Source organism: Lederbergia ruris, from assembly GCF_018332955.1.
Lineage (GTDB): Bacteria > Bacillota > Bacilli > Bacillales > Bacillaceae_C > Lederbergia > Lederbergia ruris.
In genome coordinates this window covers 14,930-39,632 of sequence record NZ_BORB01000022.1, presented here as the reverse complement: position 1 = coordinate 39,632, position 24,703 = coordinate 14,930, and the positions used below count along the sequence as shown (strand labels likewise).

Below are 24,703 nucleotides of genomic sequence, written 5' to 3'. Positions count from 1 at the left end.
AGGAGGAAAGGTCATGGCACTAACAGATATGCCAACGATAAAACCATCTAAAGAAGCACTTTTTCTCGCGGCTGGTCTTTTAGCGTTTTTCTTATTTTTCTTTACTGATTACAAAGAATCTGATACAGAACTTTCAAAGCATAAATAAAATTTTGGCCGGATTTTATTAGAGCTCCTTTTGGGGCTTTTTCAAAAGATAAGAAAGTATAAATTTTGGCTAATGCTTGATCCAGCTCCAGGCGCCATCGGCTCGAGGTCAAATAACCTGAACCAATGAAAGGCAAAAAAGCGCCTTTCTTTGGTTCAGAACATTTGCTTGTCGCCAATAGGCGGGCGCCTTACGCTTTTCTTATTTTAGGAATCAGTAGCTATTCGGAAAAACTGAATGGTTCAATTTGAAGGCAAGAGAAAGGTTGAACCAGAAGTATCATTTAAAGTGTTAATGGCGGCATATTCTGCGTCTTTAACTAATAACGCCAGGCGTAAAACAAATCTTAATGGTTTCTACGCCTGGCATTTTATTATCTTAGAATTAGTGTTTTTTATTAAAAGCTAATGTTTTATTTAAAAGCAAGGGAGTGTAAAAAGCGACTGTATCACTTAATGGCAGTACCTCGTCTGCAATGTTTATATTTAGTACTTCTTTGATATATTTTCTTCTCGTTTGCATTCTGTTCCAAACCTCTGGATAAGAGTTTTTTAACTCTGATCGTAAAGCATCATCCGCAATTGCAATCGGTTCTTCACATGATGCACCAGCATACCCGGAGACACTAGGGATAATATCCACCTGAAATAATTGGCCACTCTTAACAACTGCAGATGAATCTTCCGTAAATGGTGAGGATAACCATTCCTCGTCACCAGTAAAATGACCTGGGTTCAACCACCAACCATAGTCTTTTTTAGGAAATGTATTTTCTATGCGAGTGTACATTTCTTTTCCAATCAGTCCTATTTTAATGGTTTCTAACCAAGTAGCATAAGCAGTAAAGTATGGTTTTGCTAAACGCTCAATATAGTTTGTTTGTTCATTAGGTAATTGCCCGGGTTCTTCAACAATATAGCCTACACGACTACTTAATCCGCCTTTATAACCGACAGTCAATGTGAAATGATCTTGAAACTGAATTTCTTTGTCTCGTGGATAGATTATGGCGTTAGTAAATCTATCACCTGTAGCTGTAATTGTCGTGACTGTGTTAGGCTGACCGTCCATAGCTAATAACGCAGCAATCTCTTTTTCGGATTTTCCAATTTCAATATTTTGTAACGCTTGATATAATCCAATCCCAGCTAATGATGCCCCATATTCATAATGGGCCACTTCATTTGCATTATTTACTGTTCGAATCCCATCTATGGGTGAAAGGAGAGCCGGAGAAAAATTCATGACTTTCCCTTGTTTAGCGACATACTTTTTCATTTCATCAACAAAATAATAAGGAATATCAAATAAATCACTATTTTCATAGACAGTGCCTGTAAATAATTTCCAACCAATTAAACCAATTCTTGAGTCCGGGGAGATATTGGCTTCTTTAAAATATTGTGCAAATCCCTTTTCGTTTACCATCGGCTGATTAGGTAAAGAAAAGTAGGGAATATGGATGGCTTCTGCTTTAATCCGAGATTTGTGAACTAATTTTAGGTTTTCATTTCCTAGCAATAAATAACATTCTCCATTGTCATGAAGAACAAGGCAAGCTTCTTCGAAACGAGGAATAAACCCAGTAAAATATTCAAAATTGGCACCATGTTCGCGATCCGCATAAATAATCGCTGTATCAATTTGGTGTTTTTTCATTTTTTTTAAGAAATTTTCGCGGCGTTTAGCAAAAGTCTCATCTGTTAAAATGACAGATTGAATATTTGTGTGAATTTTAGGGGGAGTTACTTGTGTTAATTGAATATCCATTTTCATTCTCCTTTTATTAAAAACAAGAAAGTATAAAATTTGGCTAGTGTTCGGATCTAGCTTCAGCGCCCAGCGACTAGCAAACTTTCGGTGCCTTCCTACGATAAGTCAACATCGATTCACCCTTCGGGTTCATCGTGTTTCCTTTATCTCGTCAGGCTCCTAAAAAGTTTGTACGTCGCTAAACGGGCGCTTGCGCTTTTCTTAATCGACTGAGATGATTTTAGTCACTTGACTCATTTCCTTGTAAATTTCATGATTCTTTGGCAAATCCGTTATAATATAATCGAAATCTATCACATCACTCATCTTGTAAAGATGAGAAATGCCAAACTTCGTCTTATCGGCAACCAAAATAACTTGTTTGGCTTGTTTGATAATGGCCTTCTTGGTATAGGCATCAATCTCGTCTGGTAGAGTGGCGCCTTTCTCAAGGGTAACCCCTTCTGTTCCGACAAAAACAAGATCAAACTGGAAATCTTTTATATAATCAATCGTTTGTACGCCTAAAAACCCTTGAGATAATTCTCTATACTCTCCAGGTACACTGAATAAAGAGATATCTCCGTACTTTGATAAAGTTGTAAGAACCATTAATGAGTTTGAATAAAAGGTACAATTCTCGGCTCTAAATATTTCATGTGCAACAGCTAAAGTGGTTGTCCCCGTTTCAATAAATATAGATGAGTAAGGCTTCACAAGCTGCTTACAATATTCACCTATAAGCTTCTTCCCATGTGCATTGACTTCTCTTTTGATTGTCATCGGATACTCGGATAAATCACTTTTTTTATACACAGCACCTCCATAAACGAGTTCAACATCTCCGCTCTCTGATAATGCCTTCAAATCCCGATTAATTGTCATCAATGATACATTTAATTCTTCTGCTAAATTCTTAGAATTGACCTCTCCATTTACTTTAATTTTATCTAAAATAAACACTTGCCTTTTTGTTTGGTTCAAAATTTCCATCTCCATGACTATATACGCTTAATGATAGAAAATGTCGTGATGATCAAGATTGCTTTATCTGAAATTAATTGAAATCATTTCTTGGTTACCTTTTTTAAAAATATTCACTTTAACATTAACATAAATTAACAAATATATCAATTTAATAAGTCATAATTAATAAATGTCAACATTTTATGTTATATGTTGTTAAGTAGCCTGTCGAGGTATAGGTTTCTATACAAACCGGATTAAACTATTAAAAGGCAAAGCGGAGGCAAAAGTGGGAACGGCCCACCTCGTCACCGTCCCCGTATCTGGAATGGAATCAAAAAAGGAGGACGGCCACCTCGTCGCCGTCCCCGTATCTGGAGTGGAATCAAAAAAGGGGAACGGCCAGCCTCCCAGCCGTCCCCGTATCTGGAGTGAAATCAAAAAAGGAGGACGGCCCACCTCGTCGCCGTCCCCGTATCTGGTATGAAATCAAAAAAGGGGGATGGCCCACCTCGTCGCCGTCCCCGTATCTGGAGTGAAATCAAAAAAGAGGGACGGCCAACCTTGTCGCCGTCCCCGTATCTGGAGTGAAATCAAAAAAGGAGGACGGCCCACCTCGTCGCCGTCCCCGTATCTGGAGTGGAATCAAAAAAGGAGGACGGCCATCCTCGTCACCGTCCCCGTTTCTGGTGTGAAATCAAAAAAGGAGGACGGCCCACCTCGTCGCCGTCCCCGTATCTGGAGTGGAATCAAAAAAGGGGAACGGCCCACCTCGTCGCCGTCCCCGTTTCTGGTATGAAATCAAAAAAGGAGGACGGCCCACCTCGTCGCCGTCCCCGTTTTTGGAGTGGAATCAAAAAATGGGAACGGCCCACCTCGTCGCCGTCCCCGTATCTGGAGTGGAATCAAAAAATGGGGACGGTCAACCTCGTCGCCATCCCCGTATCTGGAGTGAAATCAAAAAATGGGAACGGCCCACCTCGTCGCCGTCCCCGTATCTGGAGTGGAATCAAAAAAGGGGGACGGCCAACCTTGTCCCCGTTTCCGACGTGAAAGTAAAAAAGGGTCCCGACACATGCCTCCATTGTATCTATTCAAATGTTCATAACCTTCTCGCCGGGATTCATTGTTGTAGATCGCCGCTAGGTATAGAAACAATTCGAAATTTTGTCTGCACTTGGCACTTTTTGCTTTGAGAAGGTTCCGGATTAATACCGAAATGGTTCATAACGGCTGTTTATATTTTTGTGTCAATAATCGATTACATTTAAGCGTGCTCCTGTTTTTAAATTGCTCTTCCAAACCCATTTTACATAGGGTGGGTTTTTTACACTTGCGGAATACGGAGTGGCGCATATCCTACCATAGGTTATTGATAACATTTCATTTGGAGGGGTTTATTAGTGAAAAAAATGGATACGACTCCATCTAGGCTTTGTCGAGAGTTTGCGAGAATACTTGGGTCCACCCCCAGTGTGGTCAATGGTGTATGTACTGCAACTCGTTCCAGAACGAATCTTCATCCTGTTGTATTGGGCAGAACTGCAGAATCATTCATGTTTGTTCCCCAGGCTTTTTCATTTGAAAATATAAATAAAAGTGGGAAAGCCTTGTGTCTTGGAGAGACGGTTCTTCTCCAGGAAGAAGTTAACCCTTTTATGAGCAAGCTTCGTCAGCACGGCATTATTGTAACAGCTACACACAATCACTGGCTTTTCGATAAACCGCGTCTTTTGTATATGCACTTTGAATCCGTCGAAGAGCCGCTTACTTTTGCCCGAAAAGTCAGGGATGCCATGCGAGTGTTGACTACGCAACAAATCCAGGTTGAATCCAGTTCACACGGCGAAGTTGAATTCAGTTCATATGAAACGGAAGGCAATGATGGTCAAGATATTGAGGTTCAGATGGATAGACAGTCCGATAGCAGTCTTTGTGATCAGTTCAGCCGAATTCTTAAAGGAGAAATGCATACGTTTGAAGATGACATATGCCTAGTGATGAGATCACGACACAACATTCAACCGGTCGTTCTAGGCAGACAAGGCCGCTCCTTCCTTCTGATTCCGCAGATGTTTACCTTTGAATCTATGTCCCCGGACGGACGTGCGCTTTGCGCCGGTGAAACTGTTATTCTACAGGAGGAGATCAATCCTTTTATCAGCAGGCTCCGGAAACAAGGAATATTAGTAACCGCGTTTCATAACCACTGGTTATTTGAACATCCACGGCTCATGTATATACACTGGTTATCGATTGATCGGCCGCTGGACTTTGCAAGAAAAACTCGCAATGCATTAAGTGTACTAACGGATCGGCCGGTAAGGTTCAGAAGTAGAACATCTATGAAGAGGAGATAAATAGGCTCCCCAAAAGAAAAACTGAAGGAATTCGTTTTTCGTTGCTTTTTATTAAAAGAGCAGTAGACCCAGTAAAGATTTTTCTGATCTTATTTCAAAACTGACACCTTATGAAACTTTCATTTCCCCTTATTATACTTCATCCCCGAAGTGTAATACTTCCCACAATTGTCTCAAAACATAGAAAGTCTCTTGGATTGAATCGTCTCGGCAGACCGAATCCAAGGGATTTTCAATAAGAAATAAAACGATTATATAAAATATAAGCCAGCGTTGAAAACAAGTCTCTTTCATTCGACACTAGCGGAAGGCGTAGTGATTAAATAAGTAGACTCTTATTTTTCTGAAAAAAATATTTAATATCTCTTAACATCTCTTGTACATATGATTAAAACGTATTATAATAAGTATGTGAGAAACATCACAAAGTAAAGAGGGATTTGTTATACAGCTTTGAATACAATCATTGGTCCTATTTCTTCCGTTTGGTGATTCTTAAATTTAAGTTTTTCCTCAGAGATTGGGGGAATATGCAAGTAAGGGCAGCTCCTTCAATGAGTCATGGTTATTAATTTTAGCTGAAAAAGGTATAAAGATGCCTTGGGTTTTACGAGGGACAAGCTATTAAGACGGAAGGAAAAATATGTTTTCTCTGAATCTTGCTATGTACATATTATTGGAAAGGAGCAATAAAATGATGAATTTACTAGGTATAGTCGGAACAAACTCAGATCATTCTACGAATCGTCTTTTGCTACAATTTATTCAAAAACATTTTGCCGATCAAGCGAACATTGAAATTTGTGAAATAAAAGATTTGCCCGCCTTCAATAAGCCAAAAGGTAGGGAAGCACCTGATGAAGTCCAGCAGCTTGCGGAGAAAATTATGGAAGCGGATGGAGTGATTATCAGTACTCCGGAATATAACCATTCCGTACCAGCGATATTAAAAAGTACTTTAGAATGGTTGTCCTATACGACTCAGCCACTTATTGATAAACCAGTCATGATCACTGGGGCTTCGTATGGAAAATTAGGTTCATCTCGTGCCCAAGCTCATTTGCGGCAAATCCTGGATGCACCTGAGTTGAAAGCACGTATTATGCCGAGTTCTGAGTTTTTAGTAGGGTATTCATTACAAGCCTTTGATGAAGATGGTAATCTAAAGGACGAAAATAAAATCGAAGAACTTGAAGGAATCTTTCATGACTTTATACATTTTGTTGAGATCACAAACCAATTACTCGGAAAAAATCATACCCAGAAAAGAGTTCAGAAGTTTTCATGGGAGGACAATTAATTAGGAGGGTCTATATATGAAACTCGTTGGAATCGTTGGTTCAAATGCTGACTTTTCATATAATCATCAACTATTAAATTTCATCGCTAATCATTTTAAAAAATTGGTTGATATTGAAGTTTTGGATATTAAAGATGTCCCCATGTTTAACCAATCGAATGATCAAACAGACAGTGCACCGATTCAATATTTAAATGAAAAAATTCTTGAAGCGGATGGCGTTATTATTGCCACGCCGGAATATAATCACTCGATCCCTTCCGCATTACAAAGTGTCATAGAATGGTTATCCTTTAAAATCCATCCTCTTGATGGAAAACCTGTGATGATTGTTGGGGCTTCTTATGATGTTCAAGGATCTTCACGGTCCCAATTGCATTTGCGGCAAATATTAGATGCACCCGGTGTGAATGCTGTCGTCATGCCAGGAAATGAATTTCTGTTAGGAGAAGTGCATAAAGCCTTTGATGAAGATGGAAATTTAAAAGATGCGCAAACAACTCAATTCTTGGAGACTTGTATTAAGAAATTTATTCGCTTCATCAATGTTGTAAATATCCTAGACGCGCCTGAAGGGATGAAAGATCTATCAAGTACAGAGGATTTATATGCTACTGGGTCGATTGATACAACGATTCAAGGTGTCGACATGATGGCCGATGACTGGGTGGAACAAGCTGCTGAAGCAACTGGGGCAGTGGAGGGCAATACGTATGTGAAACTGGATCGTGGTATTTTAACCGTGAATCAATTGAATCACTTTTTAAATTCCATGCCTGCAGAATTAACGTATGCGGATAGCAATAACCAATTTTTGTACTATAACCATAAGTTTGACGCGGAAGACATGTTAGCCTCTCGGCGACCAGAACAAGTAGGTTATCCGTTAGCAGAATGTCACCCTAAACAAGCTTTTAGTAGTGTTGCTTGGGTCATTCAACAATTGCGTAAAGGGAAAGAGGACGTCGTCAAAACCCATGTGCCAACACACGGACCAGATAAGTTTGTCGTTCATAGCTATCAGGCCATTCGTGACGAAGAAGGTAATTATCTTGGAATTAATGAATATGTACAAGATATTAAACCGATTATTGACTGGTACTTAGAACAAACAGGACAACAGTTAACAGGTGGTAACGTAGATGCCGTATCAGGTGCCACTTCTAAAGTAGATACCGTTTCGGGAGCAACTGTTAAAGAATAACAAGCGTGAACTAAAGAGGTTGGGGTAGAATTGGCGTTCAACTTTAAAGGACATACATTGATTTAGTGAAGGAAATATAATGGACTCCAACGAGGAATATGGCCGGACGGGGCGGCCCCATTCCTCCCTTTCTTCGCCCGATTCGATGGGAGTTTGGCCCGATTAATTCAAAGTTCCGCCCGTTTTAACATGGGAGCCGCCCGATTCAACGTAGGTTTGGCCCGATTTACCCGGGAAATACTTCGCTTTCCAGGACGGGCAATATCCATCCAGCCTCATTTTAGTTCGGACTTTACTTTTTTTGCCCCAAACTCCTTTTTCAGATTTGCCACAAAGCAACCTGCAGTGCGAAAGGGGGATCACCATGCAAAGTCGTGAAATACATATGATGGGGACGATTATCCAATTATCGATTCAGCATAAGTATGCATCTTTTGTTTTGGATGAACTAATTATTCAATTGAGAGAATATGAACAACGTTTTAGTGCCCATGATCCCACTTCGGAATTAATGGAAGTGAACAAAAATGCGGGAATTAAGCCGGTGAAAGTAAAACCAAGTTTGTACGAATTAATAAAAATCGGAAAGAAACATAGCATGGCTGCGGGGAGTTCTTTAAATATTGCCATTGGTCCTCTTGTGCAAGCTTGGCGGATCGGATTTGCAGATGCTCATATTCCCTCAGAAGGGGATATTCAAGTCTTGCTCAGCAAAACGAGCGCTAGAGATATTATTCTGGATGACCAGGAGCAAACCGTTTTTCTAAAGCGTACCGGAATGTTTATTGATTTAGGCGCTTTAGCAAAAGGATTTATTGCTGATCTGCTTATACACGATATGGAATCTATGGATGTTCAGGCAGGTTTAATTAATTTAGGTGGAAATGTAATGACTTATGGAATTTCACCAAAATATGAGGATGGTTACTGGCGAATCGGAATTCAACACCCTTTCCTTCCACGTGGAAATTATATTGCGGTTTTAAAAGCATTAGACCAATCCGTTGTTACTTCAGGAATTTATGAAAGAAAATTCACGACTAATAATAAAACCTACCATCATATCCTAGACCCCCATACGGGATATCCGATTCAATCGGACATTGCCGGATTAACCATTGTATCAAAAAAATCAGTCGATGGAGAAATATGGACGGGTCGTTTATTCGGACAATCACCCGACCAAATCATTGATACATTAAATCAAATCGAAGATGTAGCAGGAATTGTGGTAACGAATAACGGCGAGCTTTATTGTTCGGAATCGCTTAAACCATATCTAATTGAATCCATGTAAGCCGGAAATTTCGGTACGCATCATGAATAGCCGTCTATTCTAAAGAATGGACGGCTATGACTCTAGCTGGGGTTTTGTAATGTTTTAAGCCTCTTGGATTATTTATATAAAAAAACTTTAAGGTTATCTTGACTATCAAGGGTGGCGAACAGGACATTTTTTACCTCAGTCTGATATAAATTTTTTAAACTAGAGATCACCCATTCTTCGCTCTTTTGAATTAGTTTTAATTCCTTTGAATTAATTTTACCTTCTTTAATAATGGTCTTTGGAAAATCGAAAGGCTGTGTTTCCAACTGAATCGATGAAGGAGTTAAGGATTCATATTTTGGATCCAAGAAAATTGAAAACTTCCCATCTGCTTCCCACATGGCTAAGGCTACTTTTTTTACATCTTCTATTTTTTTCTTCCGTAATTCTTCTAGTAACAAATCTATAGATATTCTTGCTTTTTTTAATCCTTTAGAAATGATTTCTCCATTCTGAACGACGGTAATTGGTGCGGGAGTCATCAGTCTTCTAAACCATGGCCACTTCAGGATTATGAAAATGCCTCCAAGATACAAGATCACCAACACAATGGTTGTAATGATTGACCCTTTTAGCCCAAGCTTTGCGTCTGATAGTGGATGGGCAATAATGTTTCCAATGACTAAAGCAATTGCGAAATCAAGCGGTCTTAATTGGGAAATGGCACGCTGACCCAATACTCTACTGACAATTAATAAAAAGAAAAAAGTAACAACAGCTCGAAGAACCCACTCAAGGCTGGTAAGTGTTTCTTAGCTTTGGAAAAAATCCATATAAGACACATCCCTCAAAAATACTATTACATAGTTTAACACGGATGTTATTTAAATAAACTCCATTTTAGGATTATAACAAGCACTTAGCCTCCCGTTGATTCATTGAGGGTGTTACATTTATTCATACATTTCCATACATGTAGTTAAGGAGAGGTTGCAAAGCACCTCACCATTTTTAGTTTATCTTATCCAACGTTACGGTGAACCATACCATAAGTAAATGAGTAATACTTAAAGCGGGCTTTTTAAAGAGTCCTCTATGTTTCGTTGCACACGTTCCTTTTCTAATTTTAATACTTTTTGCTTAACGGATTCCTCCGCTTCCTCTTGATCATTTAAGGCAAGTGAAGCAACATCCGATTCTCTAGCATATAAATCGAATAAGTTAGACTTCTCGCCCAATACTTCCAGCATGGTTACATCGATGCTTTCCTCCGTTAATAACCGATAAACAATGACGTTTCTGGATTGTCCCATTCGATATGCCCGGCTAATGGCTTGTTCTTCTATAGAGGGCTTCCACTGAGGTTCACATAAAATCACTATATTTGCTGCTTGTATGTTTAATCCGACTCCTCCAGCGGTAATTTGACTGATTAAGACGGATCCTGGCCGTGCTTTTGTAAATTCATCGATGATCTCTTGTCTTCTTGCATTTGGGACATCTCCTGTAATGGCTTCAAATGTTCTTCCTTTTAAATATTGTTGGATCGTATGGATGACATCTTTGAAAAAGGAAAATACCAATACCTTGTGCCCGTTTTCAGCTGCTGCTTCGCATATGTCTAACAGCTTTTCTAATTTTGGTGAATGTTCTGGTGAACCACCTTGCCACGCTGCACGTCGCATGGCCATTAATTTTCCTTCCATGACAGCTTGATGGTAGTATCTTTCTTCCTTTTCACCAAAATCCATCCACTGTGGGATGATTTCCAATTCAGGTAACTCACTTAGCACATCTTTTCGATTTCTTCTTAAATAAACAGGTGCCACAACCTGCTTAAATTCATTTGGTTGCAACAAATGTAATTCTTGCGATAACTTTTCCGCAATGTCTGGTTGTAAAATGGATATTAGCTGCTTCATTTCTTCTAATCTATTTTCAAGCGGTGTTCCACTCATGAATAATACATACTCCGCAATACCTGCTAGTTTATATATACTTTGTGAACGCTTGGCCTCTGGATTTTTGACATAGTGTGCTTCGTCCACAATCAGTGTATCTAAATGGTGTTCATCCTCAAAGTCCATTCGTAATGTCTGTTCATAAGTTGTGATAAGCACTCCCGTACTTGCTTGCCATTTTGCAAATTCAGCATCACGATTATTGCCGTGGAAGATAAATGTCTTTAATTTGGAACGCTGATCAATTTCTCTCTTCCAGTTTGCCACCACACTTAAAGGACAAACAACCATAGCATATTTTTGATTATCTTGAGATAAATGATTGACCATAGCTAGCGCTTGAATGGTTTTACCTAAGCCCATTTCATCTCCAAGTAAAGTCCGTTTAAAATATAACGCATACTTCGCTCCAAACTCTTGATAATGTCTTAGCGTAACATCTAAATCTCTCGTATCTAAACGATAATGATTGACCGCCTCGACGATTTCTGTCGGTAAATTTTCGTGCAACTCAACTTGTACAAAGCCCGTAATTTTTTCGATTTCAGTGTAATAAGACGCATTTTCCTCAACAAAGTGTTGGATTAGCTCATCTCTATTCACAGTAAAATGAAGGATATAATCCAGCTGTTCTTTTATGTTATGTAAGTTCTCTTTATACTTCTCTTGGTTTAGATTCTTAAATGCGGACTTCATTTTTTCTTTTTCAGATTTAGATTGAAATAGGGATCCGATAAAGCCTTTCTGCTTTTTTACCGTTTCAATATCGGGGCCAATCGCCTTATTTAATTGTTCAAAATCTACTTTCAGCGCTTCAATAACCTTTAAAAGCTCCCACTTCTTATAAATCGATTCTAGAAACTCTATATCATCTTTCGATAGATTATCTGGATTGATCCTTGGAGTTGCTTGTTGATAAACGGATTCTTTAATTTTGGAGACGGCATCATAAATCGGATAAGCACTTTTCTCCCCAATGCCATCTATGCGCATCAGGTCGGCTGGTTCCTGATCCACAATATCGTAAATCGTTCGAAAGCCGTTATTGACTAATAGATTTATGGGCATTCCTTTTTCTAAGGTAGAAATAACATCCATTGGCATTGCCTTTAGTTTTTCTTTACCCTCAATTATCTTCATCTTTTCCCATAAATCATGAATCTTTTGATTAAAAGACTCCTCTGAAAATCGATTTATACTCTCCTGAATGCGATTTAACTCAGACTCTAAGCGCTTCGCATCCCTCTTGTTCCTAATCATCGTTAATCTCCCTGAAAATATAGTATTTTTCGTATCATTATAGCATTTTTTAATCAGCCCTTGTTATTTCTATTCTGTATATGTTAGACTGGCACAACACGATAAAAAAGGGAGGTTCCTATGAAAAAAACATGGCTTTTAATGTTATCTTTTGTATTCATTGCTGGTATCCTTGCAGCGTGTGGTGATAAAGATAATGGACAAGGACAAGAAGGTTCCGAAGACAATGGCAACGAGCAGGCGACTACAGAAATGCCAGAACCTGATTTAAAGGGTATTCCAGATGTTGTAGCTAAAGTCAATGATGAAGAAGTATCGAAAGAAGATTTCGAAAGTATGTATCAACAACAATTTCAACAACTAGTCATGCAAGCTCAAATGTCTGGACAAGGCGTTGATGACCTCGATCAAGATCAATTAAAAGAGCAGGTTGCCGAAGGTATGGTTGGACAAACACTGCTCATTCAAGAAGCAAATAAAACAATAAAGAATGTCTCTGACGATGACATCAATAAAATAATAGATGAATTAATCGAAACATCTGAAGTGGAGTCTAAAGACGAGCTCCTTAAGGCACTTAAAGAACAAGGCGTGGATGAAGATGAATTCATGTCACAGGTCGAAACACAAGTTAGGCTTGACCAACTAATCGCGAAAGTGTCCGGAGATGTTGAACCATCGGAAGATGAAATTAAAGAGGCTTATGAAGGTGCGAAAGCCCAACAAGAAGAAGCAAACAGTGATCAAAAAATGCCCAAATTTGACGAAGTGAAATCACAGATAGCAGATCAACTAAAAGCATCGAAACAACAAGAGGCAACGCAGAAATATGTGGCGGAACTTCGCAAAGATGCAGACGTCACCATTAACCTATAAGTTGCCAAGCAAAAGACACTTGATTTCTCCCCGCAACGGAGTGATCAAGTGTTTTTTATTGTCTTTATTTTTTGTCGATAAAAGCAGAAAATTGGCATATAGTGAAAAACTCGAAATAATTTATCTATTCTGTTGATTATTTTCTTTAAAGGTGGTACTGTATTCAACAACGAAACCCATTTCGATAAAAATGAGGTGGTGCTAATTTGCCTACAATTTATGATGTTGCCTTAAAATCAGGATATTCTGCAACGACTGTTTCTAAGGCATTTAATGATTATTCTGATATTAGCCCTAAAACAAAAAAGGAAATCTTAAAAGTAGCAAAGGAAATGGGCTATCTCCCCAATTCACATGCAAGGACTATTTTAACAAAGAAATCATGGATGGTTGGCGTCCTCTATGTGGAATCCTTTGGAATAGGGATCAAGCACCCATTTTTTAATGCAGTGATTGAAGGTTTCAAAGAAAACATTGAATCGAAAGGCTATGACTTAATGTTCATTTCAAAAGATATCGGAAAAGGGAAATTTAGTTACTTGGAGCATTGTCAATTTAGGAGTATTGACGGCGTTATCATTGTTCATTCTGATTATCATAATGAAGATGTACAAGAACTACTTAGAAGTGATATCCCTTGTGTATTAATTGATATGGAATCAGAACACGGTAGCACGGTCTGCTCAGATAATTATCGCGGTGGTTTTGAGGCAGTAGACTATTTATATTCCTTAGGTCATAGAAGCATCGCCCATATTTCAGGAGGAGATGATACTTTTTCCGGACCAAAACGGAGAGAGGGGTTTAAACAAGCATTAAAGCAGTATGGGTTACCGAGCAAAGCGGAATGGATCGTTGATGGTGGTTATTTTACTTATGATAGTGGGTATCAAGCGATGCAAACACTTCTGAATTTAGGAGAGAGGCCAACGGCTGTTTTTGTTGCCGGTGATTATATGGCTTTTGGCGCCATACAAGCCATTAAAGATCGTGGTCTTCGAGTTCCTCAAGACATCTCTGTTATCGGTTTTGATGATATTGAATTAGCCCGATATACTACCCCAAAGTTAACGACGATTAGACAGAATACGAACCGAATAGGTGGCAAAGCAGCTGATATTTTAATCGAGGCTATTGATTGTAAAGAGACGATTTCCATGAATATGATTCCTACTGAATTAATTGTAAGAGAATCGTGTCAAAGAATCACATAATATTTTTTGCTCTTTAACGAAATGGGTTTCGATTTTAGAGAAGGAGGTTTTGAAATGAACATAAACTCAGGCGAGACTTCGGATACGAGCTTTTCTCAAGGTGAATGGAGATTGATCTGGTCCGATGAATTCACTGGCAGCGAGATCGATCGCTCAAAATGGACCCTAGTCGGAGGCGGAGATGGGTTTGGGAATAATGAGTTGCAATTTTATACGGCTCGTAAAGAAAACGCTTACCTAGAAAACGAGAAATTAATGATTCGGGCATTGAAAGAAACCTATGAAGACAAGGTATATACGTCAGCAAAATTGATGACAAGGGGAAAGGCCGAATGGACATATGGCAGATTTGAAATTAGAGCTAAATCTCCAAAAGGTCAGGGTATTTGGCCAGCTATTTGGATGATGCCTGCTGATATGGTGACATATGGGGAATGGCCTAGCTGTGGTGAAATCGATATTATGGAGTTGATCGGCAGTTCTCCTAATACAGTTCATGGAACGTTGCACTATGGTCACCCTCACACGTACACAGGGCAAAGCTATACCCTTAGTAACGGGGACTTTTCTGAAGACTACCATATCTTTGCATTGGAATGGACACCTACTGAGATGCGCTGGTTCGTTGATGACCAACTGTATTCGAAACAAAGTACGTGGTTTTCTTCTCCTGAAAAAGGAAAAGAGCAAGAGCCATTCCCGGCACCGTTTAACCGACCTTTTTATTTACAATTAAACCTTGCCGTTGGCGGGAACTGGCCGGGAAATCCTGATCCGACGACTGTATTTCCGCAAACCTTTGAAATCGATTATGTCCGCGTGTATGAGTTTATTTCCGACTTTTAGTGTTTTTTTAAAAAAATGAATAAAGTGGGGGATTCAGATGAAAGTTTTTAAATGGCCAACGATTACTTTACTCATATTCATGAGCCTATTACTAGCAGCCTGCACATCAAAAACAAATGGTCCGGAAGAAAGTGGAGAAAATGAGAACGTTGAACCAGAACCCATTACGTTAAAATTCCTGCATGCTCATGGCATTGATGATGAGGGATTTGAGAAGCAATATAAAAATCCAATTGAAGATGAGTTCCCTTATATAACAATTGAACGTATTGACACTGGTGATTTAGATGAATTAATCGCAAAAGACGAAATGCCAGACATTTATTTTGTCGAAAATCCCGTCAATATAAAAAATTATATAGAAAATGAATTAGTGCTGGACTTGTCGGATCTAATTGAAAAGCACGATTTTGATTTAAATCGGATACAACCTAATATTTTGTCTGAACACCGTACTTTTTCGGATGGAAATTTATATACCATTCCATTATCATTAGGGCTGACCGCCTTGCATTATAACAAAGATATATTTGATCTATTTGGGGTTGAGTATCCAACAGATCATATGACTTGGGATGAGGTTGTTTCATTAGCTGAAAAAGTCACTGGAGAAAGAGAGGGTGTACAGTATCACGGGTTACAACCTGCCTTTCCAAGTATTTTATATGATCAACGTGGGATTACCTTTGTCGATCCAGATACGGATGAGTCAAGAATTATGAACGATGAATTTCGGGAAGAGTTTGTAAAAGTTTTACAAACAATGGAACGATTAGCAAGTATTCCTGGGAATATCCCGAAAGAGGAGTCAGACGCATTTCTATTTGAATGGGGAGATCAATTTATAAGTGGGCGGAATGTCGCCATGCTTCCACTTTGGCAATTAATCGAGTGGTATACTAGTGATGAAACGTTTAATTTCGATATAGTCACCTATCCTGAATGGGAGGATCTTCCGGGGATTACGCGCCCATCTAAAGCGTTTAGTCTAGGCGTTACCGCGACAAGTGAATATCCGGATGACGCGTTTAAAGTGATTGCCTATTTACTCTCAGATGAAAAACAGATTGAGTGGGCAAAAGCGGGGCAAGCATCCGCACTAAATGATTCTGAGATTAATAAGCATTTGTTCGAAGATTTAATCGAGGAACGTCCTCATGCTGGTGATCTTAATATAGAAGCATTAACGAAGCAAACACCATCCGCTGGAAGTGACCATTATTCAGAATATGAGCATTTGGCTGGGGGTATATATGACAATATGGTACGAGAGATAGTGGAAGAAGGTAAAGATATTAACACTGTTTTGCGTGAAGGAGACGAAGCGTTAACCATTCTATTAGAGGATGAAAAGGCGAAGAAATAAAAGGGCTATTACTGAGGCCAACCCAATGATTGTTAACACTTCTAGTGCCAGGTCCAAAGACAATTCCGAATTGCTTTCGGCCTGGCGCTAATAGAATTTTAGACTTTCTGCAATACCCCAATGACCTTACCATTAATGAACACATCCTCCGCATTCATTTGAATAGGTTCATAATTTGTATTCGCAGGTAGTAATAAAATGGTACTGCCCATTGGCATGTATTTCTTCATTGTCGCTTCTTGGTCAATGACGGCAATAACGATATCGCCACTGTTTGCCGTTTGTTGGCGATGGACGAACACGAGATCTCCTGGTTGTATGCCTTCATCGATCATACTATCGCCTGTTACTTGTAACACAAAAGTATCTTGCGCTTGAATGACCCACTCTTCTGGAACAAAAAGTGTATCTTGATAATCCTCTATCGCCGCTGAAGGAATACCAGCCGCTACATTCCCTACGATAGGCACTTGAATCGGCTGATCCAGATCTTGCACCAAGTCAGTCACTCGATCTTTAATTTCAATCAATTCGGGATCGTCTTTGTCTTGTAGATAATCGTATTCTTTATTATTTCGTAAGTTCTTATAAATGCTTTTATACTTTGTTTCTGGCAAGAAGTGTGGCTGGCACATTGGTATATCGTTGACTTCTTTGTCATTATGGTCGATGATGGCGATATTTATCCCATCAGTTGCAATACCATATTGAACATGATTGGAAGTATTTATATAGCTAGTCAGTTGGCTTTTTGCAGTGATCCCATTACCAAGACTTTTTGTCTCGACAAAAATAAAGGGTACTCTTTCCCCGTTCACATATCTCATCACTGCAATATCAACATAGCCACGCTTAGAAAATTGCTGTACCTCATATTCAACCTCGAGTAGGTTTTCCGGGTATTTATAGGTATGGATTAGTTGTTGAATCATCCATTGCCGAATCAATTCTTCCTTGCTGTTCACATTTGCAATCCTATCTTTAAATTTGTATTCAGACATCGCCACGATCTGAAAAGTTCTTAAGGCTGAGTTGCGTTTAAATCGTAATAAATCTGGATCAATTTCCTTTAAAAACTTGGAAGGCCTTTTCACCGAACTCATATATAACAATTCATTGGCGCGAGTCATCCCTACATATAATAATTTTCGGTCCTCGGTAGCTACTGTTTCTTCATCTTCGATATCTGCCTGGGCCGTATTAGGTAAGACACCCTCATCTAAGTGAGCCAAGAAAATGACTTTGAATTCCAATCCTTTGATCGAGTGCATTGTGACCAAATTCACTGCTTCTCTTGTAAAGTCAGGTTTCCGATCATGCAAAACTTCAGTTGGAATTCCTTCCTTCTCAAGACCCATGGCAATATCTTCAATGAGTCGTTTTTCTTTTGCGACAATACAGATGTCTTCTAAACGATACTCCTGTTTTAAGTGATTAATTTCCTCTTTGAAAAATTGTAGTTGCTTCTCATGGCTTAAAAAGAAACGATAGATAGGTGCATGTCCATGTCGATCGATTAAAGCCGGTTTCACATAATCAACGTTACCCATGATTTGCTCATCATGTTCGATGAGACCATAAGCTGCTTTGGAAATTTCAGTTGTCGTTCGGTAGTTTTTTGTTAATACACGTGCCCTTCCACTCATATCATAGCCAATTGTCGTATAGGCCCTTCCTTTTCCTAACCATGAATGTGAATAGATGCTCTGAGTATTATCAGCTACAAACGTAATTGAACTGTACGGCTTGTTGGCATAAATGGCTGTTAAAAATTGCAATTGCACCTTTGTTAAATCTTGACTTTCATCAATGATAATATGCGTGTATTTCTTTTTCCCAATCTTTTGAGCTTGTTGTAATGCTAGTAGATTCATTGTTTTAAAATCAACTAATCCCTTTATTTCCAGTAACTGATCATAGCGTTCTTTTAACCGAAAAATGGCTTCTCTCGTTTGGGAATTCTTCGTTAATTTTTGCGGAGCGTTACGACCACCAGTAGATCGTCCGATCCGGTCAATTTGTTGGTAGGTTTCTTCATCTTGGATCCCACATGATTTGATCCAATCAATTTCGTCTAACAAAAAGCTACTATACTTGGGGGAAAGTAATTTTATATTAGGAAATTCCTCTTGCAATTGATCTATCGCTTGTTCGATGGTTGCATATTCTGCACGCTGATCCGCAATGTTAAGTTCAGGATTATGCTGATTCGAATAGTCTTTAAAATGACCAATCATAATTTGGTTAATTGTTTTAATGGTCACATTCTGATTGCCAGTTAACCATGTAGCGAGATCTCCCTTTTCTTCATCTTCTAGTTTCTTATATTGGTGATGAATATAGTTAAGTAGTGTTCTATTAAACGTAACGAGTAAAATATTATCATCACTTTCTGGACAATAATGTGTCTGTAAAAACGATATTCTCCGTATAGCCACGGTTGTCTTGCCAGAACCAGCTACCCCCTTAATCAACATATGCCCATTTGGCTCTAACTCCACAATCTTTCGCTGCTCGACATTCAATTTCATCGGTATGTACCTCCAACAACAAAAGTTTCATATTTTACCCTTATTCTACCATATTTGGTGGTAGTGATGAGGGTATAGTTCCAAGGATACATAAGAATTCGATCCCATTAATTTGTTAGAATAAGAATATCTGATCATAAATGAGGTATTGGTATGATAGAAAATTCACTCTATAAATATATTAAAGATTTCATTCTTAAAAGTGGGAGGAGTTGGAGTGGAATCACCCTACAGAGGGAGGACTTTTAATAGAAGCAAAATTTTATAAAGCGTTCGAAGAGAACCTATCGAGTTTTGGGTCTATTAACATTATCCATCCAAACGCCTAAACCAATGGAAATGTTAATCGACCATAAATTGGAGTCTTTAGCATTTACGACCAGGAAAAAGGTCAACTTAGATGACCGTGACCCTCTAACCTTTAGATGGCTGGAGGAGGGCTGGATTATAAAAGAGGTACGGTTTGAGAAGGATGAAAAAACTGTTCGCACATCCCATTATCGAATGGGGTTTCATTTATACCAATATGAACAGTTAAAGATTCAGCAAAGAGTGGCTCAAACCAATATATTAAGGCATCATCCGATCGACGTTTGGCGATTTTACAACCAAAGAGCGTGTATGAAAATTGCCCTTAAGCACTGCTCCCCTTTAATAGGGAGCAGGTCACTTGGGAGAGCATGCTGCTGTTTTGATATTCCCAATGGCTTATTTCCTAACAACAGGAATCCACATTTCCCCAAATACCAAACCATTTTTTTGCCCCATCTCAACCGTTGCATTGGGCCCGCCGACATAGGCAAAATCCTTTACTTCTGGTAAGACTTGACCAAAGGCAATGCCTGTCAGCTTTTGACTCAGCTCCTCACCGGTTTGCCCTTCGCCTTTCACAACAAGGTATTCCCCTTTAGGAAATTGGATAAGCCTGGTTGCTTCTGGGAGCGATGCCTCTGTCATGACCCCAGCATAATGCATCATCTTGTTATTGACCGCTTCGTTCACAGCAAAAATGTAGTGATTTGTGGCGATCGATTTTAAAGCATCAAGCCTTCCATCTTGTTTGACTGCCTGCCAAAAGTCTGCCTTTTCCTTGTTGATGCCAGCAAAGTCTGTGTAGTCGCTCTTCAACTCAGTTCCAATACCTAAAACGGTAAAGCTGTCTTTTTCTACTATCGTATAATCAGCCATATTCAAAACCTTCCTCTTTTTAAAATTGATCAAATGATTTGTCTTTTCACTTGATAGATTTATAATAAACTGAAATCATGTCAAAAAATGATACTGTTTAGGAGTCGCGATGAAAAAAGTTGAACGGATTAATATTATGATGCGGTATATCAATAACCGCGCTCACTTTACAATTTCTGAAATCATGCAAGAATTTAACATCTCTCGTTCGACAGCAATCAGAGATATCCGAGAAATCGAAGCCATGGGGATGCCACTTGTCGCTGAAGTTGGGAGGGATGGGGGTTATTCCGTCATGCATAACGCTGTCCTGCCCGTTGTGCGCTTTACTGATAATGAGGTCAAAGCTCTTTTTATTGCCTTTATGGCGACAAGAAACCAACAACTTCCTTATTTAAAGAGTCGTCAGTCTTTAGCTGAAAAATTACTAGGCCTTAATTCGGAAAACCAACAAGATGACCTTATTCTACTTAATCAAATTTTGCTTTTTGCAGGGACCAATCCCAATAATCCCGACTTACTTGAGCTTTCAGATCTTCCTCATCCCATGTTAGAACAACTGATTCGAAGCCTTCTTTTGGATCGCTATTTATGGATTAAGATCAAAGAAGAAAAGGGAATGAAATCTTATCCCATTTATCTCTTGCACCTTTATCAAGAAAAAGGCCAATGGCTAATTGAAGGTTTTGACTTAAAGGAAGAAAAGAAGGAGATTATTCCTGTTGACGATCTCAACCACGTCGAACCCTACACGGCGAAAAAAAGATTAAGTAAGAAAAAGATCTTAGAAAAACTAAGGAAACAGGAAGCAGTCATCAACCTTATTCTTGAACTTGGTCCAAAAGCGATTGCCCAGTTTAAAAAGTACCATCCTGTAAAAGTATCCCTTTCTTATACGAATCCATACCAAACTGCAGCGATTTTAAAAACTTTTATTAATGTTAACAATCCTGAAGAGGTGACTGAGATGACGAACTGGCTCCTTTTCTTAGGTAAGGACATCAGGATCAGGGAAGTGCCAGAAGAGGTTTTGGCAGGCTGGCAAGAGAGGTTGAGCTTTGCCCATAAATAGTGTAGTTGTGGAATTTCTAGTCAATTTATTTTTGGTAAAAGTAGATCACGAAATCAACCTTTGTATTTATTGTTTATGGGTGTCAGTCATGGCTAATTGAAAGCGGAATAAAAGTGTTTTTGTTCTATCCTCATGATGAAATTGAAGATAAACTGGAACAACGAAGGACGAAGAATGGGGTGCGCCCTAAGCTTAAGTAAAAAACTAATGTTTTGAGTGCACCTCATCTTCCTTCGACTTTTGGGGCTTATAGCTTCGTAACTTATAATAATAGAAATTCCGACTTAAGAGCGCCTTCTAAACTTAAAATAAAATAGGCCGCCCAACAACATGCACACAATTCCAATGAGTAGATAGTTATAGACATTCGTAGCTGTATTGGGCAATCTTTTTTTGCTGTCCTCTTTAAGATTGGTGTTTGGATCATGTTTGCCATGATTTACATCTTTCTTGTCTTTATCCTTTGGTTTATCGTCACTTCGGTTAGGAAGATTCTTATCAGGGGCCGGATCGTCATCGTTTGTATCAGGATTTTGACCGTCGGGATCTTTTCCTCCATGATCTTCGCCTGTTGGATCTTCCTCATCCGGTTCCGGGACTTCTTTTGAAGGTTCTGGTAACTCATTAGCGAATGATTGCCCGATAAAGATATTATCGATATTATAGACACCGGTTTTCTCCATGGCTATTCTAATTTCAACAATTGCTTCTTTATCGATATCGCCTTCTACAGATGATAAAAGCAAAGGTACTTTTGACCAAGCAGTTGCTAGAGCAGGAGTATCGCGATGTGTTGGTACACTCGCTTCATTCCCTTCTTGATCAATCAATGTAATATGGGCTGTTTGCGGATCATTTGTCCCATTATACACATCAAAGACAAGATATTTAGGAAAGGTTCCCTCTTTGTCGGCTATATTCCATACCACATTTTTATCCGCCTGAATACTTACGTATTGTTCCTTCATATCTGAATCATTTTCGACAACCAATTGTACAGATGCATTACCGCCCGATCTGTTTTCAAGATCTAATGAAGCTTTTGCATGATCTCCTGTTTTAAAGCTTATCTTCGGATCAAGTCCTTCAAAATCAGTAATAAGCGTTCTTTCGTCTGAGGTTCTTGCTGATGGATCTGCGTAATTACGTAACGTATCGGCTATATAATCATTTCGAACATATGATGTATCTGTTCCTACCTTACTCCACTTTTCTCTTATTTCATTTTCGCTATCTTGGTAGATATCCACTTTTGGCGGTTCTCCTGTATAAAGCCCCCAACTACTACCAAGGCCAGTTACTTTATATGTCCATGTTGTATAATTCCACTGCTGTTCCTCGTATACATGTAATGCATAATCCCAGCTTTGAATATTGTTAAATAAGGTAAACTCACCAACTAACAAAGGTACATTATAATTTGTCGTTTCATTTACCAACCGAACTTTGGAGTCTGTAAAGTCCTTCTGGTATAAAAAGCCATCTGTATCATCCCATCCATAAAAATGATACGAGTAGGCAATATTTTCCCATATATACACTTCAGGATTTGGAAGATCTTGTGGATCCCAGATTGCTTCAAAAAAGATGACATGATTATGATCAATCGTGCGAATGGCTTGATAAAGTTGATCATAAAATTCAAACTGCTCATTACCGTGAGCACCCTCAGGTTCATTGAGGACATCATAGCCGGCAATCCATTCACGATCCTTATATCTCTCCGCTACCTTTTCCCACAAAAAGAGCGTTTTCTGCATATTTTCCTCATGACCATATAAGTTTCCTCCATCAGGGTGACTTGTATCACCAGAATGGTCTTTTCCGTTTTGTGAACCAGGGGCCCCGTGCAGGTCTAGGATCACGTATAGCTCTCTTTTTTCTGCCTCTTTAATAAACCAATCCAATCGATCAAATGCAGTACTTTTTAAGCTTCCGTCATCATTCAGCATCTCAAAATAAGTAAATGGCAGTCGTAATACATTCATCCCTTCTTTTTTTACTTGATCAAAGTCGGATTCTTGCCAATAATGATCTTGATAAAGATTAATAAGCTCCCACGCCTTATCTGAACCAAATCGATTGGTTAATGTTTCTATCGTTGTTTTTTGATCAGGTGAATGGATTGGAGTCATCCATTCTTCCATCACTAACCAACCACCTGCATTCGTCCCGCGAAGCGTTACTTGCTCTCCTGCACCAAAGTTGTTACGCAATATTTTCCCATCTGCTTTCAGAAAAGGCGACGAAGCATTAGTAATCTTATATTCACTCGTCATCTCTTCACTTTGATAGTCACCTTTTACAGCAATCGCTTTGATAATCGTGTCCTCTGTTACATCTATAGGTTCAGTATACTTATTTGCTGCCGTTGTTGGTGTGCTTCCATCGAGAGTATAATAAATGGTTGCTCCTTCCGTTGGGGTCGCAAGCGAAATACTTCGATTGTTAAAATAAGTCCCACTCGCCGGGGAAAAACTAGGTTCTATGATTTCCTTTTTATCAAGAATCGTATATTCAAATGTACTGTAGTCACTATACAAATCATGATCGGGATCATATGTAACAGCGGTGATGGTAGAGTCATTTGTGATCGTCAATGGCCGTGTATATTGTTGTGAGGTTTTATCTGGTTGTGTTCCATCTACTGTATAATAGATTGGTAGCTTTCCCGCTTTAGTTTTTAGCTCTATTCTGACAGATTCATGGTATTCTCCACTAGGATGATTGGTCTCTGGGCTTGCTGGAGGTGTAGGGGGGAGGGAATCTGTAAAGTAAACATGATCAATGTAATAGATGCCTTCATTCCATTGGCCAACTCGAATTTCTGTAATACTTGATTGATCAATTCCTCTAATACTATCTAGTGGAACATGATATTGAATCCACTTATTTTTCTCTGTACTTACTGCCTGCCATTCAAAATTAGAAGCTTGACCGTTGCTATCTGTCAGGGATACTTTTAAAGTATTGGATCCTTGGGTATCTTTTATATGAAAAATAAGATAGTTACTTTCCGACGCATCAACGGCTTTCTCACTAGCTTTAAAACTGATACTACCACTTTCAATGGTTGGATCGCCACTTGTTTCTACTTCGTATTTTAAAGATTGATTTCCTGCAAATGCCTCTTCACCTGTTAGGGATCCTTTTACATTGTTTGTTACGGAAAAGCTGATATCTTCCTCTTCAAAGTCCTGGAATATGATTTTTGTGGATTCTTTTGCTTGTTTCACTGCAGGTATTCCTAAACCAATGGTAATAAAAATAATAGCAATGGAAACAATGGACATGAATGTAAATTTTGGCATAATGTTCTCCTCTGAAATATATTTTATATTTTACAGGCTTCATGAAAAACAAAGAAGTTTAAAAGTTCCGAATCTAGTAGC

General features: G+C 38.9%; 16 protein-coding genes and 1 pseudogene. 10 read left to right on the top strand and 7 right to left on the bottom strand.

All coding sequences use genetic code 11. From position 1 onward, the window contains the following. The first annotated feature begins 13 nt into the window (after positions 1–13). Positions 14–148: a hypothetical protein gene (locus KI363_RS22265; RefSeq protein ID WP_281414128.1), complete on the top strand. Its 135-nt coding sequence runs from the start codon at positions 14–16 to the stop codon at positions 146–148. 384 nt (positions 149–532) lie between these two features. Here the strand turns inward: KI363_RS22265 and KI363_RS13120 are convergent, their stop codons facing one another. After that, positions 533–1,918, bottom strand: coding sequence for a M24 family metallopeptidase (locus KI363_RS13120; protein ID WP_212966579.1), 1,386 nt, complete (start codon positions 1,916–1,918; stop codon positions 533–535). Positions 1,919–2,122: 204 nt separating this feature from the next. Beyond that, entirely contained in the window at positions 2,123–2,884 is a 762-nt protein-coding gene (locus tag KI363_RS13115) for a DeoR/GlpR family DNA-binding transcription regulator (RefSeq protein WP_158321530.1), read from the bottom strand. Between the two features lie 1,394 nt (positions 2,885–4,278). Between KI363_RS13115 and KI363_RS13110 the strand changes: the two genes are divergently transcribed. The 4 genes from KI363_RS13110 to KI363_RS13095 all read left to right on the top strand — a co-directional run bounded on the left by KI363_RS13110 (position 4,279) and on the right by KI363_RS13095 (position 9,027). After that, positions 4,279–5,226: a DUF1259 domain-containing protein gene (locus tag KI363_RS13110; RefSeq protein WP_158321561.1), complete on the top strand. Its 948-nt coding sequence runs from the start codon at positions 4,279–4,281 to the stop codon at positions 5,224–5,226. Between the two features lie 694 nt (positions 5,227–5,920). Continuing rightward, on the top strand, positions 5,921–6,526 hold the full coding sequence (locus tag KI363_RS13105) for an NADPH-dependent FMN reductase (protein ID WP_212966578.1): 606 nt from the start codon (positions 5,921–5,923) through the stop codon (positions 6,524–6,526). Positions 6,527–6,542: 16 nt separating this feature from the next. Then, positions 6,543–7,730, top strand: a complete 1,188-nt coding sequence (locus KI363_RS13100; RefSeq protein ID WP_158321529.1) for an NAD(P)H-dependent oxidoreductase — start codon at positions 6,543–6,545, stop codon at positions 7,728–7,730. 364 nt (positions 7,731–8,094) lie between these two features. After that, the gene (locus tag KI363_RS13095; protein ID WP_212966577.1) at positions 8,095–9,027 is read left to right on the top strand and encodes an FAD:protein FMN transferase; all 933 of its coding nucleotides are present in this window, start codon (positions 8,095–8,097) and stop codon (positions 9,025–9,027) included. Between the two features lie 98 nt (positions 9,028–9,125). On the opposite strand, the pseudogene KI363_RS13090 reads toward KI363_RS13095, so the two are convergent. Then, positions 9,126–9,830: pseudogene (locus KI363_RS13090) on the bottom strand (DUF421 domain-containing protein). A 234-nt stretch (positions 9,831–10,064) separates the two neighbouring features. Continuing rightward, on the bottom strand, positions 10,065–12,218 hold the full coding sequence (locus tag KI363_RS13085) for an SNF2-related protein (RefSeq protein WP_212966576.1): 2,154 nt from the start codon (positions 12,216–12,218) through the stop codon (positions 10,065–10,067). Between the two features lie 120 nt (positions 12,219–12,338). On the opposite strand from KI363_RS13085, the gene KI363_RS13080 reads away from it, so the two are divergent. From KI363_RS13080 to KI363_RS13065, 4 genes are all read left to right on the top strand, one after another. Beyond that, positions 12,339–13,094, top strand: a complete 756-nt coding sequence (locus KI363_RS13080) for a SurA N-terminal domain-containing protein (RefSeq protein WP_158321526.1) — start codon at positions 12,339–12,341, stop codon at positions 13,092–13,094. Between the two features lie 206 nt (positions 13,095–13,300). Continuing rightward, positions 13,301–14,308 (top strand): LacI family DNA-binding transcriptional regulator, encoded by a 1,008-nt coding sequence (locus tag KI363_RS13075; RefSeq protein ID WP_158321525.1) that lies wholly within the window; start codon positions 13,301–13,303, stop codon positions 14,306–14,308. Positions 14,309–14,362: 54 nt separating this feature from the next. After that, positions 14,363–15,154, top strand: a complete 792-nt coding sequence (locus tag KI363_RS13070; RefSeq protein ID WP_191967395.1) for a glycoside hydrolase family 16 protein — start codon at positions 14,363–14,365, stop codon at positions 15,152–15,154. A gap of 37 nt (positions 15,155–15,191) precedes the next feature. Next, positions 15,192–16,520 (top strand): ABC transporter substrate-binding protein, encoded by a 1,329-nt coding sequence (locus tag KI363_RS13065; protein WP_158321523.1) that lies wholly within the window; start codon positions 15,192–15,194, stop codon positions 16,518–16,520. A 98-nt stretch (positions 16,521–16,618) separates the two neighbouring features. On the opposite strand, the gene lexA is transcribed toward KI363_RS13065, so the two are convergent. Together lexA and KI363_RS13055 are read right to left on the bottom strand one after the other, a co-directional pair. Further along, positions 16,619–19,051, bottom strand: coding sequence for a transcriptional repressor LexA (gene lexA / locus KI363_RS13060; protein WP_158321522.1), 2,433 nt, complete (start codon positions 19,049–19,051; stop codon positions 16,619–16,621). A gap of 708 nt (positions 19,052–19,759) precedes the next feature. Beyond that, positions 19,760–20,239: a GyrI-like domain-containing protein gene (locus KI363_RS13055; RefSeq protein WP_158321521.1), complete on the bottom strand. Its 480-nt coding sequence runs from the start codon at positions 20,237–20,239 to the stop codon at positions 19,760–19,762. Between the two features lie 109 nt (positions 20,240–20,348). On the opposite strand from KI363_RS13055, the gene KI363_RS13050 reads away from it, so the two are divergent. Then, complete coding sequence (locus tag KI363_RS13050; protein WP_158321520.1) at positions 20,349–21,311, top strand: helix-turn-helix transcriptional regulator; 963 nt, start codon at positions 20,349–20,351, stop codon at positions 21,309–21,311. Between the two features lie 284 nt (positions 21,312–21,595). Here KI363_RS13050 and KI363_RS13045 read toward each other — a convergent pair whose 3' ends face one another. Further along, entirely contained in the window at positions 21,596–24,622 is a 3,027-nt protein-coding gene (locus KI363_RS13045; RefSeq protein WP_212966575.1) for a chitobiase/beta-hexosaminidase C-terminal domain-containing protein, read from the bottom strand. Positions 24,623–24,703: the final 81 nt, after the last annotated feature.

What these genes read in the sequence shown, in the direction of transcription:
- KI363_RS13065 (WP_158321523.1), top strand. Translation starts at nt 15,192, where the DNA reads ATGAAAGTTTTTAAATGGCCAACGATTACTTTACTCATATTCATGAGC.
- KI363_RS13045 (WP_212966575.1), bottom strand. Translation starts at nt 24,622, where the DNA reads ATGCCAAAATTTACATTCATGTCCATTGTTTCCATTGCTATTATTTTT.
- KI363_RS13055 (WP_158321521.1), bottom strand. Translation starts at nt 20,239, where the DNA reads ATGGCTGATTATACGATAGTAGAAAAAGACAGCTTTACCGTTTTAGGT.
- KI363_RS13070 (WP_191967395.1), top strand. Translation starts at nt 14,363, where the DNA reads ATGAACATAAACTCAGGCGAGACTTCGGATACGAGCTTTTCTCAAGGT.
- KI363_RS13110 (WP_158321561.1), top strand. Translation starts at nt 4,279, where the DNA reads ATGGATACGACTCCATCTAGGCTTTGTCGAGAGTTTGCGAGAATACTT.
- KI363_RS13120 (WP_212966579.1), bottom strand. Translation starts at nt 1,918, where the DNA reads ATGGATATTCAATTAACACAAGTAACTCCCCCTAAAATTCACACAAAT.
- lexA (WP_158321522.1), bottom strand. Translation starts at nt 19,051, where the DNA reads ATGAAATTGAATGTCGAGCAGCGAAAGATTGTGGAGTTAGAGCCAAAT.
- KI363_RS13100 (WP_158321529.1), top strand. Translation starts at nt 6,543, where the DNA reads ATGAAACTCGTTGGAATCGTTGGTTCAAATGCTGACTTTTCATATAAT.
- KI363_RS13095 (WP_212966577.1), top strand. Translation starts at nt 8,095, where the DNA reads ATGCAAAGTCGTGAAATACATATGATGGGGACGATTATCCAATTATCG.
- KI363_RS13085 (WP_212966576.1), bottom strand. Translation starts at nt 12,218, where the DNA reads ATGATTAGGAACAAGAGGGATGCGAAGCGCTTAGAGTCTGAGTTAAAT.
- KI363_RS13080 (WP_158321526.1), top strand. Translation starts at nt 12,339, where the DNA reads ATGAAAAAAACATGGCTTTTAATGTTATCTTTTGTATTCATTGCTGGT.
- KI363_RS13050 (WP_158321520.1), top strand. Translation starts at nt 20,349, where the DNA reads ATGAAAAAAGTTGAACGGATTAATATTATGATGCGGTATATCAATAAC.
- KI363_RS22265 (WP_281414128.1), top strand. Translation starts at nt 14, where the DNA reads ATGGCACTAACAGATATGCCAACGATAAAACCATCTAAAGAAGCACTT.
- KI363_RS13105 (WP_212966578.1), top strand. Translation starts at nt 5,921, where the DNA reads ATGATGAATTTACTAGGTATAGTCGGAACAAACTCAGATCATTCTACG.